The sequence below is a fragment of the Kibdelosporangium persicum genome, from assembly GCF_013280595.1.
Lineage (GTDB): Bacteria > Actinomycetota > Actinomycetes > Mycobacteriales > Pseudonocardiaceae > Kibdelosporangium > Kibdelosporangium persicum.
In genome coordinates this window covers 45,905-61,826 of record NZ_JAAATY010000001.1, presented here as the reverse complement: position 1 = coordinate 61,826, position 15,922 = coordinate 45,905, and the positions used below count along the sequence as shown (strand labels likewise).

Below are 15,922 nucleotides of genomic sequence, written 5' to 3'. Positions count from 1 at the left end.
CTGCCGGTGACCACGAACCACCCGATCGTGTTATGCACTCCGGCACCGTGGTGACCAGGCGTGATCCGGCGAGCGGCGCAACGCGGTCTGGTGTCCCGGGCCTCAGGACCTAGAGTGATGCGGCGCCCCTGGTCATCCCTCGTGAGTGTTTATCCGTGTTCTAACACTGATAAACACTCACGAGGAGTATGGTACGAAACGGAGCTGACCTCCGGTCAGCAAGGGGTTCAAGATGCGCGTTGTTGCTGCTCGTCACGTCGCTCTCGTCGGCGAACGAGCACAGCCCGAGCAGCGTCGACCGGCTCCTGACGCTGCTGCTCGAAGGAATCGTCACCGATGCCTGAACCTGTGCCGGATACAGTGGACGAGAACCATATTCCTCTACTGTGGACAGTCGCTCGGGAGAGCGTGCTCGACCTGCGCGAAGCGGTGATCAGCCGGTAGGGTCGGTGCCATGACAAGCGCGGAGTTGCTCGTCGACGCGTTCGGTCGTGTCCAGGAGGAAGTTCACGCGGTGGTCAACGGCCTGTCCCCCGAAGACCTCACGCTCCGGGTGAACGACAAGGCGAACACCATCGCGTGGCTCGTCTGGCACCTCACCCGTGTCCAGGACGACCACATCGCCGACGCCGCCGGCATCCCCCAGGTGTGGACCGGCGAGGGCTGGGCCGACCGGTTCGGCCTGCCGCTCGACCCGACCGACACCGGCTACGGTCACACAGCGAAGCAGGTGGCGAAAGTACAGGCCACCGCGGAACTGCTGACCGGCTACCACGACGCGACGCACGAGCAGACCATCCAGTACGTCAGGACGCTGACCAACAAGGACCTCGAGCGGATCGTCGACGAGTCGTGGGACCCGCCGGTGACCCTGGGCGTCCGTCTGATCAGCGTGATCTCGGACGTTCTGCAGCACACCGGCCAAGCGGCCTTCGTCCGCGGCCTGCTCTGACCCTGCCCACAGTGGACGGTCAGGCGGCCGCCTGGGACAGCGATCTGGCATGCGCCCGCGCGGCCGCGGCGTAGGCACGTTCCTTGGCCGCGACAACGCCGTCCGCGTCGGCGGCCATGGCGTCGTGCACGGTCGCCTTGCGCTCGTACCAGGTGGCGACCTCGGCGTCGGTCGCGTCCGGAGCGGGCCGGTGCAGCGACAGGTTCGTCAACTCGGTCACGATGTTCATCGGGTCTCCCCTTCCCGGAACGCCGCCAGCAGCGCGTCACGCACCTCGGCGGGCACTGACTCCTCGGGGAGGTCACCGAGCGTTCGCACGGTCATCCGCATCTGGTCCACGTACGGACCGCAGCCCTCGCACATCGCGAGATGGCTGTAGAACCGGTCCCTCGTCCCAGGATCGAGTGTCCCTTCGAGAAAGTCGGTGACAAGCTCGACCAACTCGGCGCAACTCAGTTCGGGCATCCTGTCACCGCCTGCGATGGTGCGCTCGCCCCGGACTGTCTGCGACGAGCCACAAAAAATGTCTTATGGTGTAACAGTGTCGCGAGGCGTCGAAACGTTACGCCGAATCCGGCACTTACCTCGGCCAGTCACGGAACGCGTTCAGCAACGCGTCACGCGCGTCCTCCGGGAGGCCGGCCTCCGGCAGGCTGCCGAGCGTGTCGATCGTCCGCCGGAACTGCTCGATGTACGTGTCGCAGCCGTCGCAGATGCGCAGGTGCTCCTCAAACCGGTCGCTGGTGTCGGGATCCAGTGTGCCGTCGAGGAAATCGGTGACCAACTCGACCAGTTGCGCACAACTCATCTCACCTGGATCGGCATCATCCCCCATCAGCCGCCGCCTTGGCTCCCGCGAAGTACTCCTCGAGCCGCCCGCGGACGAACGCCCGCGCGCGGTGCAGCAGAACCCGCTGGTTGGCCGCGCTGAGCTCCAGAATGGAGCACACCTCCTCGGCGTTGTACCCTTCCACGTCCCTCAGCGTAATCACTATGCGTTGCCGGTCGGGCAGGTGCGTGAGGGCCTCCTCGACAACGGCCCTCGTCTCCTTGGCCACCGCCTCCTGCTCCGGCGACGGCATCGGCCACGGCTGCGGGAACACCCGCCAGTGACCTGGATCTTCCGACTCCGGGCCGAGGAACCGAGCAGGATCCACGGTCGGCCCTTGGTCCTGCGCGACGGGCAGGCTGCTCCACGGAATGGTCCGGCCCTCCCGCACACCGCGGCGCTTCGCGGTGTTGACCAGGATCCGGCAGACCCAGGTCTTCAGGGACGATCTGCCTTCGAACGAGTCGAGGCCATGGATCACCGCGAGCCAGGTGTCCTGCACGACCTCGGCGGCGGAATCGTTGGTGGAGACGAAATGTCTCGCCAGTCTCAGCAGCCCGCCCGACCAGGAACCGACCATCAGCACGAAGGCCGTCTCGTCCCGGCCCCGCAGGCGGGCGACGAGTTCACTGTCGGGCGGGAAGGGTTGTTCCCCCTCCCCCGCTTCGATCCCCATTGGTTGAGACTAACGCGAAGTCGGTGAACCCGCGCGTGCAACGAACGGACTCGGCGACCAAGCACAGCGTGGCGGTTCGGTGCCGGAGCGGAATCACCACAGCTCAGCCGGTGCGCAGCAGCTGGCCGATGGTCGCGGCGGGCTCGACGCCCAGCTCGGTGCGGAAGATCCTTTGGTACGAGGCGAAGTAAGTCTGCGCCTCGTGCCGGTTGCCCTGCGTCAGGCATGCCCTGATCAGCGTCTCGTGTGCGCTGTCGCGCAACGAGTCGGCGTGCACCGCGGCCAGTGCGGCGTGCACGGCGGCACCGTGGTGACCGGACTCCGCCAGCCGCTGCGACAGAGTTTCCAAACAGGACAGTCGCAGCTGCCGGTACCGGCTCTGGTGCTCGCACAGCCAGTCCTCGTCCCACTCCGGCAGCAGGTCGTCGTACAGGTTCGCCTCGAGCGCGTCCTTGACCAGCTCGGGGTCCAACGGGCCCGCGGTGGCCAGGATCCGCGTGGCGAGCTCACGGGTCTGGTCCAGATCGACGGTGATGCCCGGCGCCAGCCGCAGGTACGAGCTGGTCGCCTCGAGCATGCCCGGACAGCTGCGTTCCAGCCGGTACACCGCGGTCCGCAGGTTCGCGTGCGCCCGGACACTGGTGGTGTCCGGCCACAACACGTGCGCGACCTGACTGCGCACCGCAGGTCCTGGCCGGCAGGCGACGACCGCGAGCAGCCGTTGCCCGGTGAGGCTGACCTGCACCAGTTCACCGTTGACCAGTAACTGGAATCCACCGAGCATGTTCACCCTGGCGGTGGCGCGGCCGGTGGGCTCGGCGGCCAGGTCCTGTCCGGCCGCGGTCGGCAGCCTGATGATCCTTGCCTCCTGTTCGGCGGTTTCCTGCGTGGCGGTGGAAAAGACTCGCTCTGCTAACCCGGTCACTGTCCCTCCCGAAGTCGTCAGCGGGTGCTTCTACACAGTGGCCGGCCGGACGCACAGCGTTACAAGATTCTTTTCCGGAACTTCCGGCCCACCGCGGTCACGCGGCTTTCGGCTGCTCACCGGGCGGCTCGGTCCACCGGTCGTGCAGGGCCTTGCGCCGGGCCTCCACGTCGGTCTGCACCACACGGGACATCGCCATGCGCATCACGGGCGGCCCCATCAAGGACGTCACCACGGCGACGAGCACGATGGCCGTGTACATCCCGACGTCCAGGACACCGAGCCGCAATCCCACCGTCGCGATGACGACCTCGACGATTCCCCGCGCGTTCATCCCGGCGCCGATCGCGAGCCCTTCCCAGTGGCTCAGCCGGGACATCCGGGCGCCCAGATAGGCGCCGGTGAACTTGCCGAGGATCGCGATGACGAGAATCGCCAGCGCGGCCAAGGCCACGCCCGCGTCGGCCAGTGCCGTGAGATCCATCCGGAGCCCGGCGCTGGCCAGGAACAGGGGCGCGAGCACCCACTGCACCACCGTGTGCAGTGGCGCGAGTTTGGCCTGGCCCGCGGTGCGAGCCGACCCGATCACGATGCCCGCGACGAACGCGCCGAAGATCGCTTCGAGGCCGATGGCCTGGGTGATCGCGGCACCGCTCATGATCACGATCACGGTGAGCGCGATGGTCGCCCCGGGCCCGCTGAACCGCTCGGCGAACGCCATCAGCCTGCCGACCAACGGCCGTCCGACAAGGAACGCGAACGCGACGAACCCGATCAGGTACAGGATGGACAACGAGATGTAGCCCATCGTCACGCCGACCGTGGCGATCGCGGAGATCACCGAGAGCAGGAACCAGCCGACCGCGTCGTCGATCAACCCGGCCGCGAGCGTCAGCTGTCCGACGTCACGGTGCAGGAAACGCATGTCTGACAGTGTTTTCGCGATCACCGGGATGGCCGTGACGCACATGGCCACGCCGAGGAACATGGCGAACACCCACCGGGTGGTGGTGTCCGGGATCAGCGACGCGGGCAGCAGCGCCCCGAGTCCGATGCCGAACCCCAGCGGTATCACCAAACCGGCGATGCTGATCTTCGCGGCGGTGCCTCGTTTGCGGCGGATCAGGCCGAGATCGAGGTAACAGCCGGTCACGCCGACCAGCAGCAGAACACCGATCTGGCTGGCGCCGTCGAGCATGCGCGCCTGCTCGGCATCGGCGGGCAGCAGCCAGTTCGACACCGCGGGCGCGACAAAACCGAGCAGGGACGGGCCAAGCAGCACGCCGGCGAACAGTTCGCCGACGATGGCGGGCAGGTTGACGCGTTCGGCCAGGCGACCCAGCGCGAACGCCAGTACGAGCAGAAGTACCAGCTGCAACAGGAAGATCAGCAACTGGTGTGACGCCACTGGCGCGGGTGCGGATGCGAAACTCATGAACGACCCCGTAGACCTATGGGCGGCGGATGAACGCCGATCTTGACCGCCCCGACGTCACCCGACCATGACGCGGCTGGTCAAAACGCTTGCCAGAAGCTGTAATGGACGGCGCCACCGGGCGCCAACCGAGGAGGGCCACGATGGATGCCACGGAGATGACGTGCGCGGAGCTGGTCGAGCAACTTTCCGACTACCTGGAGGACGCGCTGCGCCCGGACCAGATGGCACGGGTCCGCGTGCACCTGCACAACTGCGGTGGTTGTGAGGCGCACCTCGGCGAACTGCGGGTGACGCTGCGGACGTTGTCCAGTCTGCCGTCGGAGAACCTGCCGCCGGAGGTCGAACGGAACGTGCTCGACATCTACCGGAAATGGGCCACCCCACCGGATTCGTGACACGTCACGGCTGTGCGACGCCCCTTCACGGACGCTTGCCGCTGACCACGACCGGCGCCAGGCCGCCACATGGCCTGCCCTGGCGCAGACATCGAGGACGGTGAGCTACGTGACCCTCCTGGACGACTCGATCCACACGCGGTCAGCCCCCGCTGATCGACCGCCCCTCGACCGTTTCGACGTGTGGACCGACGAAATGGTCGACGCCGCCGGGATTCCACTGCACGACGTGCCGTTCGTCAGTGTCGGCGGCGGCATGGGCTCCTTTGTCACAGTGGACTACCTGCGGGTCGCGGGCGGCGTGCCCGCGTCGGACATCCGTGTGCTGTCCAACCTCAGTCATCCCTGGCAGACCTACGAACACCTGACGCGGGTATCCCAACTGCCGCGGCAGAAGCGAATCCGTTCCGACTCGGCGTCCCGGCCGGACAACCTCTGGGGTTTCCCGTCCTTCGCCATCCAGGAGGCGGTCGCCAGGAAGTCGGTGAAACCGTTGCTCCAGGTGCTTTTCGAGCCGGTCTTCGCGGACTTCTACACGCCCGAGCTGGACATGGTGCTCAAGGGCATCGAACGCGAGGCGCACCGGATCGGCTACTGGGACATGCTCGTGCAGGGCGAGGTCCGGATGGTCCGCAGGCGTGCGGGCGGCGGCTACTTCACCATCCTCGAGAACGCCGACGGCCGGACCGCTTTCCGTTCCAGGGACGTGCACCTGGCCGTCGGGTACGCGGGACTGCGCTTCCTGCCGGACATGCAGGCGTTCCGCACCAAGCTCAACGACTTCCACCACGTGGTCAACGGCTACGAGGATCACGAGCACGTGTACGAGGTGCTGCGCCGCAGGCCCGGCACCGTGCTCGTGCGCGGCGGCGGAATCGTGACGTCCGCCGTGCTCGAACGGCTGATCACCGACCGGTTGAAGTACGGGTCGCAAACCCAGATCGTGCAACTGTTCCGGACGTACTACGACGGCAGGCACGGCTCCCACATGTGGTCACGCCGCCCCGGCCGCAACGGCTTCGCCTACCAGGGCTTCAACTACCCGAAGTCCGCGTGGGGCGGTCAGCTCAAGGCCCGGATGCGGCGGCTGGAGGGTTCGGCGCGCGCCGAGGTGTACGACGAGATCGGCGGCACGACAACGGCATGGCGCAGGCACTGGCAGCGAAACCTCGCCAAGGCGAGGAAAGGCGGCTGGTACCACACCGTCGGCGGGACCATTCAGGACATGCGCCTGGACGGTGACCAGATGGTGGCACGCATCCAGCACGCCGGCGGGGTGAACGACCTGCGCGTCGACTACGTGATCGACTGCACCGGCCTTGACGGCGACGTGTCACGGCACGAGGTCCTGAAAGACCTGTTGCAGCACAGCGGAGCCACCCAGAACCCGTTGGGCAGGCTGGATGTCGAGCGCAGCTTCGAGGTCCGCGGTGCCGGCAGCGGCATCGGCCGGGTCTACGCCACCGGGGCGGCCTCGTTCGGCGGCTACTTCCCCGGCGTCGACACGTTCCTCGGCCTGCAGATCTCCGCCCAGGAAGTGATGGACGACGTGGCGCGGCGCGGTTACTGCCGCCGGATGGGCGCGGGGCGTTCGATCGCCCAGTGGTTCAAGTGGGCCAACGGCCGTCCCGTATAGAGAGAGGGGAAATCCCATGGTGCCAACCCTTGCCGGCCGGATCCAGACGAGACTGTTCCTGCTCGCGGTGATCGGCGGGCTGGTGACCGCGGCGCTCACCCCGATCCTGCCGGTCGACGGACCGCTCGGCGACCGCTACCAGGCCACGTTCGTCGTGCTGGCGGCGGTCGCCGTGCTCGGGATCGGCTGGGAGTTGATCTACCACTTCCTCATGCAGTGGCGCTGGGAGAAGGACTGGCCGACGTTGTTCGGCCTGCTCACCCTGGTACCCGAAGGCATAGTGGTGTGGCTGCTCGCGACGCGGGACCTGGTGCCCGGCCTGCCGGGCCCGGTGCCGACCGAGGCGTTCACCATCCACTTCGTACTCGTCTGGCTCGCGGTCTGGCTGGTGGCCAACGGGCCGATGCGGGTGCCGTTCATCCATTGGCGTTTCCGTGGCGGGAGGCTGTTGTGACGACCAGACACAGTGTTCGTCACCTGCCCGGGCAAGGTGTCCTTGCCCGGTTCGGTGACATGATGATGCTCTGTGAGGCGACGCCGGGCCAGGAGTCCCGGATCCGCAACCTGATCAGCGCGGTGGCCGAGGTGGCCGAGTCGCCCGACGGCGGCAGGCAGTTGAGCCGCAGGCTGGCCGCCGTGCTCAGCATGGCGGGTACCGGCAACGACTTCCCGGCCTTATGCGTCGTCGGCCCGTCGGGCGACGGCGGCGTGGCCGCGATCGTGCACGGCGACGCCGCGCTGACGTTCACAGTGGACGGACAGAACACCACGCTGGACGGCCGGGACGCGGTGACGTTCACGGATCGGATAGTCGTGGGCGACGTGGCGGAGATCCGCGGCACGATCGGCTCCGCACCCGCGGGCGAGGTGGACAGGACGTGGGGACGGATCAAAGGTGGCGTGGTCCGCGCCGATGCCTTGGTGTACCGGCCTTCCGTGGTGTCGGACCCGCCCTCCACGGGCTCCCGGGTGCTGGGCGTGCACTGCAGGAACTCGCACTTCAACGATCCGGTGATCGCCTACTGCGGAACCTGCGGGATCTCGATGGCCCAGGTGTCCCGCGAGCCCGTGCTGGGCGAACGGCCCCAGCTCGGAGTCCTGGTGTTCGACGACGGAAAGACGTATCCCCTGGTACGAGACCACGTCGTCGGCCGCGCGCCCGATGCGGACGAGGCCGTGGTCTCGGGTTTGGCCAGTCCGGTGGCGTTGCCCGATCCGGACGTGTCCCGCCTGCACGCCCGGGTCGTACTGAACGACTGGCAGGTAGGAGTCATGGACGTCGGTTCGGCCAACGGCACGTACGTGCAGTCCGACGGGACATGGAACCGGTTGTCACCGGGTACCGTGACGGCGCTGAAGCCCGGTGCCACGGGAGCTTTCGGACGCCGGGAGTTCCGTTACTACACCTACCGCGCGGCATAGAGCGAAGGCGTTCCCGGCAGGCACGCCAACACATGAGGCCCCTTGTGCGCAAGCACAAGGGGCCTCCTCGTGCGTGTTTATCCGTGTTCTAACCCTGATAAACACTCACGAGGGTTCTTCACACGCGAATCGCCGCACGCGGGCTTTGTTCCCGCGTGCGGCGATTCCGGCGTCAGCTTACGTGTCAGCGGCGGCCGTCCGGCACGACCGGACCGTGGACCAGGTGGCCTTGCCCGGGGACCGTTTCCGGTTCGTCGACGACTTCCTTCTTGTCACCGGGGAACATCATGATCCCGGCGATCACCGCGATGCCGCCCGCGATGGTCCAGAACGTCAGGTGCTCGCCGAGGAAGATGATCGCGGTGAGCACGCCGAACAACGGGACCAGGTTGAGCGTGACGCCCGCCAGCCCGGCCGGGATGAACTTGATGACGTAGTTGTACACCAGGAAGCTGCCGGCGAACCCGACTCCGCCGATCATCGCCGCGACCACCCAGAAGTGCCACGACACGTCGACGGGGACCGCCTCGGCGCCGGTCGACCACTGGAACACCGCGAACGGCAGCGACAACAGCACGCCCCAGAGGAACTGGTAGGACGTCATCGACAGCGAGTCCACCGTCGGCGCGACCTTCGCCGCCAGGATCACGTAGATCGCCGCGGCCAGGTTGCCGCCCAGGATGATCATGTCACCGACGTTGAAGTCCGGGGAGACCGAGAAGACCTCCTCGATCAGCAGCACGCCGACGAAGGCCAGCAGCAGGCCGACGAGCGACCGCGCGCCGATCCTCTCCTTGAGGAACACCGCGGCCAGTGCGACGACAAAACAGGCTTCGCTCGCGCCGAGCAGTGACCCGTTCGTCGCGGTGGTGTACGCCAAGCCGAGTGTCAGTGCGCCGTAGGCCAGTGTCGGTTCGAACAGGCCCAGCCAGGCGAGCCGGCCTTTTCGTTTGACCTTCGGTACGCCTTTGACGGCCAGTACCGCCCACAGTACGAGGGCGGCCGCGGCCAGCTTGACCAGCAACAACGTTGACGGGCCGAACCCGTCCAGTGCGTATTTGGTCGCTGTTGTCGCGCTGCCCCAGCCGATGGCGGCCAGGACGAGAGCGAACCGAGCGGTGATGCTGTTCATGTCTCCATCCCCTGGTCACGACGAGTTGGCGCCTTGCGTTACAGGCATGCCCGCACGCTAAGACGCCAACCGTCACATGTCCGTCACTGTGTGCTGTCAGGCCAGGATGTTGGCGAACTGCCAAGGGTCGTCCGGCCGCTTGACGCCCAGGTAGGCGTCGAAAAGGCCGGGGTCGGAAGGTTTCCACGAGGTCCGCACGGACGGGCACGGCCCGAGGTACGGGTTGGCCACCGACAGGATCTCCCGGTGGTCCAGGTCGTCCGGCACGCACAGGCCCTGCTCGGGGTGCCGGATCAGCGAGTGCACCGCACCCAGCACGGACGCCGCGACCTGCAGTGTCGTGGCGTTCTGGCCCGGCAGCAGCTCCCTGGTCTCCTCGATCGACAGCTGCGACCCGGTCCACCACCCGTTCAGGTCATGCCCGAGCAGCAGCACACCGAGCTCGTCGATGCCGCTGACGATCTCGTCGTTCATGATCCGCTGCTGGTCCTGCAGCTTCCACCCGGTCATCCGGCACTCGTGCACGGACGCGATCGCCGCGTCGGTCGGCAGGTACGCGTAGTGCACGGTCGGCCGGTACTTCACGGCGCCGTCCTCGCGCACCGTCAGGTGGTCACTGATGGTCACAGCCTCGCCGTGCCGGATCAGCAGTCCGAGAATCTCTCCGCCGGACGGCACCCATGACTTCACCCAGGTGGTCATGCCCGGCTGGGCCAGGCAGATCTGCCCGCCAGGCTCCTCGTCGACGACGGCGTTCGGCGGCAGGGTCTTCTCATGCGTGCCCCAGCCCAGTTCGGCGGGCGCGACGCCTTCCTCGTAGAACCCTTCCACCGACCAGGTGTTGACGAACTCGCCGACCTCCTTGGGCAGGTCGCTGATCTGGGTGTCCCGCTCGGAGATGTGGATGGCCTTGGTTCCGGTCTCCATCGCCAGGCGCGCGTAGTCGCCTTCGTGCAACGCCTCCTCCAACGCCGTCTGCCGGGCGGCGGTCAGCGGAGCGGGCAGGTCGTCCGGCGACTTCAGCATCGCGGTGGCGATGTCCTCCAGCGCGACCTTGGTCCAGTGGCTGACCAGACCGGGGTTGGCGCCGTGTTCCACGATCGCTGTCGGTCCGCGGTCCGGCCAGCGTGCCGCCATCGTGCGCATGGCCCGGTGCCGTGCGTACAGGGTGCGCTCGGACGGGTGCCGGTTGGTCATGTCGGCGTACGGGTTCCACTCCTCGACTGACGTGTCGACGTACCGGACACCGTGGTAGTGGCACCACGTGATGATGTCCTCGGCGCCGATGTTCCACGACAGGTTGATCAGGATGTCGCCCGGCCCGAGGTACTCGCTCAGCGTGGTGTCCAGATTGGCCGGTGTGATCCGGTGCTGGACGTACCGCGCGCCCGCGTCGAGGGTGTCGCGGATCCGGTCGCGCTTGTCCTCGAAGTCCATGACGGTCAGCCGCCGGAACGGCATGTCCAAATGCCGCAACAGCAACGGTTGCAGGCACTGGGACACCGATCCGCTGCCGAGCAACAGGATCCGTCCGTCGAAGCGGATCTTCTGGTGGTGCGTCATCGCTTGTCTCCGATGCAGTAGGTGGGCAGCGGCGGGAAACCGTTGAACCCCACCGACGAATAGCTGGTCGTGTACGCGCCCGCGGACAGGAAGTCCACTGTGTCCCCTACGTCGAGCGCCAGCGGCAGCTCGTGTTTGGTGCGGCGGTACAGGATGTCGAGGCTGTCGCACGTCGGCCCGGCGAGCACGACCGGTTTGGTCGGCCCGGTCTGGCTGGTCAGCACCCGGTAGATGATCGACTCGCCCTCGGTCTCCGCGAGGCCGCCGAACTTGCCCGCGTCGACGTAGATCCAGCGGTCCCCGCCTTCGAACGGCCGCCGGACGGACACGACCTGGGCGCGCAGCACGCCGGCGTCGGCGGTCAGGCTCCGCCCGGGTTCCGAGACGATGACCGGGCGGTCGGCGCCGAACCACCGGTCCAGCGCGGCGCTGATCTTGTCGCCGTACTCGGCGATCGGCGGCACGTCGTCGACGTACCGGGCCGGATAGCCTCCGCCGATGTTGACCATCTCGAGTTCGACGCCGATCTCCCGCAGCTCTCCGAAAACCTTGGCCGCGGCGGCGATGCTGGCGTCCCAGCGGTCCGGATTGGTCTGCTGGGAGCCGACGTGGAACGACACGCCGTACGGCCGCAGGTCCCACTTCGCCGCCTTCTGCAACAGGTCGACGGCGAAGTCCGTGGAGCAGCCGAACTTGTCGCTCAGCGGCCACCGCGCGTCCGCGCTGCCGGCCAGCAACCGGCAGAACACCGAGGCGCCCGGCGCCGCCTGGGCGAGCTTCTCGACCTCACGCAGGCTGTCGAAGGCGAACATCGGCACACCGAGCTTGTAGGCGTACTCGATGTCGGCTTCCTTCTTGATGGTGTTGCCGTACGACAGGCACTCCGGGGCGGCGCCCTGCTCGAGGCACAGGTCGATCTCGCCGGGACTGGCGACGTCGAAACACGCGCCGAGCTCCACCAGCCTGCGGATGACCGCGGGCTCCGGCGTCGCCTTGACCGCGAAGTACGGCTTGGCGTACGGCATAGCGGCCCGGATCTCCCGGTACCGCTGCTCCACCACGTCGAGGTCGATCACGAGGAACGGGGTCTGCTGGGTGGCTCCCGCGAGGAACCGCGCCACGCCTGGACTGATCATGCCGCCACCTCGTCGGAGTCCGAGCTGAGCGTCACGTCCAGCGCCAGGGTCAGGCACCGGCATCCGCCGCCTGCCTTGAGGAACTCCGAGACGTCACAGACCGCGATGTCGAAACCCCTGCGTTCCAGGGACTTCGCCAGCCGTGGGGTGCACGCGGGCATCACGACGGTGCGGCCGACGACGATCGAGTTGGCCACGAACATCGAGCCTTCCTCGGTGGTCGCCAGCACCGCGTCGGGCACCAGGCGCGCGAGCCGCCTGCGGTCGTTGGGCGTGAACGCCTCCGGCACGATCAGCGCGGTTCTGCTGTCGAGCGGGCAGAAGGCGATATCTATGTGGTAGTAACGGGGATCGGTCAGCTGGAACGGGTGCACTGTCCACCCGGTACGTTCGGTTATCGCGTCGTAGGCGGACAGTTCGGACCGCATCCCGTATCCCGCGACAAGGCCGCCCGCGAACGGCAGCGCGTCGCCCGCGCCCTCCTGCACCGCCGGGGGCGGTTCGAAGACCTCCCAGCTGTTGGCCGACATCCACCGGCGGACGTGATCGACTTCCGGCCTTCGTTGGGAGAAACGCATGTGCGCGGGCAGGAACCCGCCGTTGTCGATGATCCCGGCGTTCGCGGTGAACACGAAGTCCGGCAGGTCCGGCTGCGGCGGCACCTCGTTGACCACGGCGCCGGCCGCCCGCAGCGTGCCGGCCAGGTCCTGCCATTGCTCGAACGCCTTGTCGCGGTCCACTTTGACCTCGGTGTCCATCCAGTGGTTGATCGAGTAGGACACGTCGAAGTACTCGGGCGGGCACATCAGGAACCGTCGTCCCCAGGTCAGTTCGGCCATCGAGTCTCCCCTTCCTGGCTTCAGTACTCGAACAGTTCCTTGTTGTGCGCGACGCGCGCGGGCCACGGGTTGTGGTACTTCCCGCAGTCCTCGATCTCGTGGCCGTGGAAAAGGCCGTGGTTGACGTGGTCCTCCGGGAACACGTCGGTGGTGATGTAGTCGAGGATCAGATACGGCCAGACCTCGGCGTCGTTCTCCGAATAGTGTTCCTTGATCAACCGGTCGTCGGTGGTCACGGCGGTCGGGCAGAGCACGTCGGTGTGGTAGACGGCGGAATAGCGGCTCGGGTCGAAATTGTCCGGGATGTAGTGCGGGCGTTTGCGGCCGTCGACCATGTCGGAGTTGTCGTCGGCCTCGTTGTGCCAGCTCGCACTGGGCATGTGCGGGCAGCCGATACCGCCGTTGCCGATCGACCGGAACGCCGTTTCCCTGACGAAGTCGACCGCGTCCTCGAAACTCTCCCGGATGCCGCGCAGCACGAGCGAATTGGCGAAGTGGCCCGGTGAGTTCATCGAGAACATCAGCCCGCCGGGCAGCCGCCGGTCGTGGTTGACCGTCATGTGCGCGCCCGCGTAGAAGATGTTGCAGCCCGCCTTGAACAGCGTGAGCTGGCCGTCCGCCCGGCGCAGCGGCACCGCCTCGGTGTAGATCACGTCCACGTCGATCGGCGCGTGCTCGACCAGGTAGAGGTTCGACACCTCGACGCAGATGTCCAGCAATTCCTTGCTGGGCTTGGCGTACGCCAGCTTGCGGCTGTTGAACATGATCAGGAAGCCGCTGCTCTCGCCGCGTTCGGCGCGGTCCTTCCACTCCCGGCGGGCGCGCTGGATCTTCGCGGTCACGTAGTCGCGGTCCAGCGCCATCTCCCACTCGTGGATCCAGACCAGGTCGATGCCCAGGCCCTTGGTGGCGCTCTCGCCCTTGTCGGCGTGTGAGGCGAGCCTGCCGAACAGGCACGGCTGCCTGCGGCTGGTGAACTTGAACAGCGCGGCCCGCTTCTCCTCCTCGGTCGCCTCGTCCGACAGCAGCACCTCGTGCGCGGTGTGGATGTCGTCGCCGAAATCGAAGTCGTCCGGCAGCTGCGGCAGTTCGGCGATCATGTCCAGCAGCGGTTTTGTCGTTTCATCGTGCCCGGAAAGCGTGGATATCAGAGTCATCGGAAACCATTCCTTGGGTTCGAAGAATGTGTTCGCCATGGCGCGGCACGCATCCCAAGCTAACCCGGTGATCCCGCGATCGACTTCCCGCCCGGCCCGCCGATAAGGTTTCCGTAATATCCACGTTTTGGCCTGTCACGGCAGATGCCACGGGCAGGTGACTGTGGTGTGACGGCCCCCTTGGAACACTCCGCGGCGAAGATTCCGGCAATCCACGGGGAGAGGCACAATGGACAACGCTGAAAACGAGCGGCCCCCGGCGGACCCCTATGGCCGACACCACCCGACCCAAGGGTTTGCCGCATTTCAACAAACGCCGCCGGCCAGCGTGCAGGGCGGGCCAGGATGGCTGACCGCGTCCCCGCCGCCGCGCAGGCGGCGCGGCCCACTGGTGATCGCCATGATCATCGGGGTGGTCGTCGCGTTAGGGATCGGTTTTGTCGTCGGTCTCGTCCTCACCGACGACGGCGACGACTCCGCCGCTGTCACACCGATGGCGAACACCAACCAGGCACCGCCGCCCGGGCAGCCGGTGAACGCGCCGGCCGCCGCTCAGGGCGGTGACGCCGCACCAGGTGGCGGCTCGGCGTTCGACCTGCGCAAGGGCGCGGTGTTCGTGCAGTCCAACAGCCAGCACGGCAACGAAGTCGTGGCACTGGCCCGCAATGAGGACGGCAGGCTCAGCGAGGTCGGCCGGTACGACACCGGCGGTGTGGGCACCGGCAGCTTCCAGGACAGCGCCAACGGCGTCGTGCTGGGCACGGCGAACGGTGAAGCCTCGCCACAGCACAACATCGACAACCCGCAACTGCTGTTCGTGCCCAACGCGGGCAGCAACTCGATCACGGTGTTCCGGGTCGCCGCCGACTCGCTGCAGTTGGTGGAGACGGTTCCGTCCGGCGGTGAGACGCCGGTCAGCCTGACGGTGAACCGTGGTCTGCTGTACGTGCTCAACAGCGGTGAGCTCGACGACCGGTTGATCCTCAACCGCCCGCCGGACGACGCCACCGACTTCCTGGACAACTGCACGCACGGCGAACCGCCGACGGTGACCGGTTTCCGGGTCACCGAGGCGGGCGACCTGACGCAGATCGAGAACTCCACCCGGCCGCTGTCGGGCGGGCAGGGTTCCGGGTGCTCCCAGGTCTCCTTCACGCAGGACGGTGAGCAGCTCGTGGTGACCGAGCGCGTGGCGAGCCTGCCGACCAAGACGCCGCAGAAGGGCGCGATCGTCACCTTCGACGTCACTCCCGACGGCATGCTCGGTGCCAAGCAGGTCATGGATCCAGCCGGGATCGGCCCGTTCGGCTTCGCGTTCACCAAGGACGGCACGCTGGTGGTCAGCGAGCAGGACCACAGCAACCCCGGCAAGAGCACCACGAGCAGCTACACCATCCGTGAGGACGGAACGCTGAAGGCCATCAGCAAGGCCGTGCCCAACATGGGAACGGACAACTGCTGGGTCGTCATCACCAATGACAGCCGGATGGCCTTCACTTCCAACGCTTTCGGCGGAGGAACCGTGTCCTCCTACGCGGTGGACGAGAACGGTGCCCTCACCTTGCTGCACGCCTCGGCGACCGCCGAACCCGGCAAGGACCCCAACGACGACAAGCTGACCGACGGCACCACCGACATGGCACTCAGCCGTGACAGCCAGTACCTGTACCAGCTCAACTCGAACCTGGGCATGGTTCAGGTGTTCCGTACCAACAGTGACGGCAGGCTGACCCATGTCGAGGACCAGAAGGTCTTCGACGGGCCTGGCGTGGACACAACCGGGCAGCTCGCACCGTTCGGAATCGCAGCGTTCTGAGCCACC

General features: G+C 67.1%; 17 protein-coding genes. 6 read left to right on the top strand and 11 right to left on the bottom strand.

Annotated elements, in window-relative coordinates; translation table 11 throughout:
- The first annotated feature begins 454 nt into the window (after positions 1 to 454).
- Positions 455 to 952 (top strand): mycothiol transferase, encoded by a 498-nt coding sequence (locus GC106_RS00330; protein WP_173123102.1) that lies wholly within the window; start codon positions 455 to 457, stop codon positions 950 to 952.
- Between the two features lie 19 nt (positions 953 to 971).
- Here GC106_RS00330 and GC106_RS00325 read toward each other — a convergent pair whose 3' ends face one another.
- The 6 genes from GC106_RS00325 to GC106_RS00300 form a co-directional block, all read right to left on the bottom strand.
- Positions 972 to 1,181, bottom strand: a complete 210-nt coding sequence (locus GC106_RS00325; protein ID WP_173123101.1) for a hypothetical protein — start codon at positions 1,179 to 1,181, stop codon at positions 972 to 974.
- Positions 1,178 to 1,417 (bottom strand): anti-sigma factor family protein, encoded by a 240-nt coding sequence (locus GC106_RS00320; RefSeq protein ID WP_173123099.1) that lies wholly within the window; start codon positions 1,415 to 1,417, stop codon positions 1,178 to 1,180. The genes GC106_RS00325 and GC106_RS00320 overlap by 4 nt, the downstream gene beginning before the upstream one ends.
- A gap of 115 nt (positions 1,418 to 1,532) precedes the next feature.
- A complete protein-coding gene (locus GC106_RS00315; protein WP_173123097.1) occupies positions 1,533 to 1,760 on the bottom strand; it encodes an anti-sigma factor family protein in 228 nt (75 codons plus the stop codon).
- A gap of 16 nt (positions 1,761 to 1,776) precedes the next feature.
- Entirely contained in the window at positions 1,777 to 2,457 is a 681-nt protein-coding gene (locus GC106_RS00310; protein WP_173123095.1) for an RNA polymerase sigma factor, read from the bottom strand.
- Positions 2,458 to 2,560: 103 nt separating this feature from the next.
- Entirely contained in the window at positions 2,561 to 3,382 is an 822-nt protein-coding gene (locus tag GC106_RS49170; protein WP_173123093.1) for an AfsR/SARP family transcriptional regulator, read from the bottom strand.
- A 97-nt stretch (positions 3,383 to 3,479) separates the two neighbouring features.
- A complete protein-coding gene (locus GC106_RS00300) occupies positions 3,480 to 4,817 on the bottom strand; it encodes a cation:proton antiporter (protein WP_173123091.1) in 1,338 nt (445 codons plus the stop codon).
- A 143-nt stretch (positions 4,818 to 4,960) separates the two neighbouring features.
- Here GC106_RS00300 and GC106_RS00295 point away from each other — a divergent pair, with 143 nt between their 5' ends.
- The 4 genes from GC106_RS00295 to GC106_RS49165 all read left to right on the top strand — a co-directional run bounded on the left by GC106_RS00295 (position 4,961) and on the right by GC106_RS49165 (position 8,273).
- Positions 4,961 to 5,215, top strand: coding sequence for an anti-sigma factor family protein (locus GC106_RS00295; RefSeq protein ID WP_173123089.1), 255 nt, complete (start codon positions 4,961 to 4,963; stop codon positions 5,213 to 5,215).
- 181 nt (positions 5,216 to 5,396) lie between these two features.
- Positions 5,397 to 6,851 carry an FAD/NAD(P)-binding protein gene (locus tag GC106_RS00290; protein ID WP_217279903.1) on the top strand — a complete coding sequence of 485 codons (1,455 nt, stop codon included), beginning with the start codon at positions 5,397 to 5,399 and terminating at the stop codon, positions 6,849 to 6,851.
- A 16-nt stretch (positions 6,852 to 6,867) separates the two neighbouring features.
- Positions 6,868 to 7,305 carry a hypothetical protein gene (locus tag GC106_RS00285; protein WP_173123087.1) on the top strand — a complete coding sequence of 146 codons (438 nt, stop codon included), beginning with the start codon at positions 6,868 to 6,870 and terminating at the stop codon, positions 7,303 to 7,305.
- Positions 7,302 to 8,273 (top strand): FHA domain-containing protein, encoded by a 972-nt coding sequence (locus GC106_RS49165; RefSeq protein WP_173123085.1) that lies wholly within the window; start codon positions 7,302 to 7,304, stop codon positions 8,271 to 8,273. Before GC106_RS00285 ends, GC106_RS49165 begins: the two co-directional genes overlap by 4 nt.
- A 184-nt stretch (positions 8,274 to 8,457) precedes the next feature.
- Here GC106_RS49165 and GC106_RS00275 read toward each other — a convergent pair whose 3' ends face one another.
- The 5 genes from GC106_RS00275 to GC106_RS00255 all read right to left on the bottom strand — a co-directional run bounded on the left by GC106_RS00275 (position 8,458) and on the right by GC106_RS00255 (position 14,100).
- Positions 8,458 to 9,405, bottom strand: coding sequence for a DMT family transporter (locus GC106_RS00275; RefSeq protein ID WP_173123083.1), 948 nt, complete (start codon positions 9,403 to 9,405; stop codon positions 8,458 to 8,460).
- Positions 9,406 to 9,501: 96 nt separating this feature from the next.
- Complete coding sequence (locus tag GC106_RS00270; RefSeq protein ID WP_173123081.1) at positions 9,502 to 10,968, bottom strand: saccharopine dehydrogenase NADP-binding domain-containing protein; 1,467 nt, start codon at positions 10,966 to 10,968, stop codon at positions 9,502 to 9,504.
- Positions 10,965 to 12,104, bottom strand: coding sequence for a type III PLP-dependent enzyme (locus GC106_RS00265; RefSeq protein WP_173123079.1), 1,140 nt, complete (start codon positions 12,102 to 12,104; stop codon positions 10,965 to 10,967). The genes GC106_RS00270 and GC106_RS00265 overlap by 4 nt, the downstream gene beginning before the upstream one ends.
- On the bottom strand, positions 12,101 to 12,943 hold the full coding sequence (locus GC106_RS00260; protein WP_173123077.1) for a dimethylarginine dimethylaminohydrolase family protein: 843 nt from the start codon (positions 12,941 to 12,943) through the stop codon (positions 12,101 to 12,103). Before GC106_RS00260 ends, GC106_RS00265 begins: the two co-directional genes overlap by 4 nt.
- 20 nt (positions 12,944 to 12,963) lie before the next feature.
- Positions 12,964 to 14,100 carry a hypothetical protein gene (locus GC106_RS00255; RefSeq protein ID WP_246364590.1) on the bottom strand — a complete coding sequence of 379 codons (1,137 nt, stop codon included), beginning with the start codon at positions 14,098 to 14,100 and terminating at the stop codon, positions 12,964 to 12,966.
- 400 nt (positions 14,101 to 14,500) lie between these two features.
- Here GC106_RS00255 and GC106_RS00250 point away from each other — a divergent pair, with 400 nt between their 5' ends.
- Positions 14,501 to 15,916, top strand: a complete 1,416-nt coding sequence (locus GC106_RS00250) for a lactonase family protein (RefSeq protein ID WP_173123075.1) — start codon at positions 14,501 to 14,503, stop codon at positions 15,914 to 15,916.
- The last annotated feature ends 6 nt before the right edge of the window (positions 15,917 to 15,922 follow it).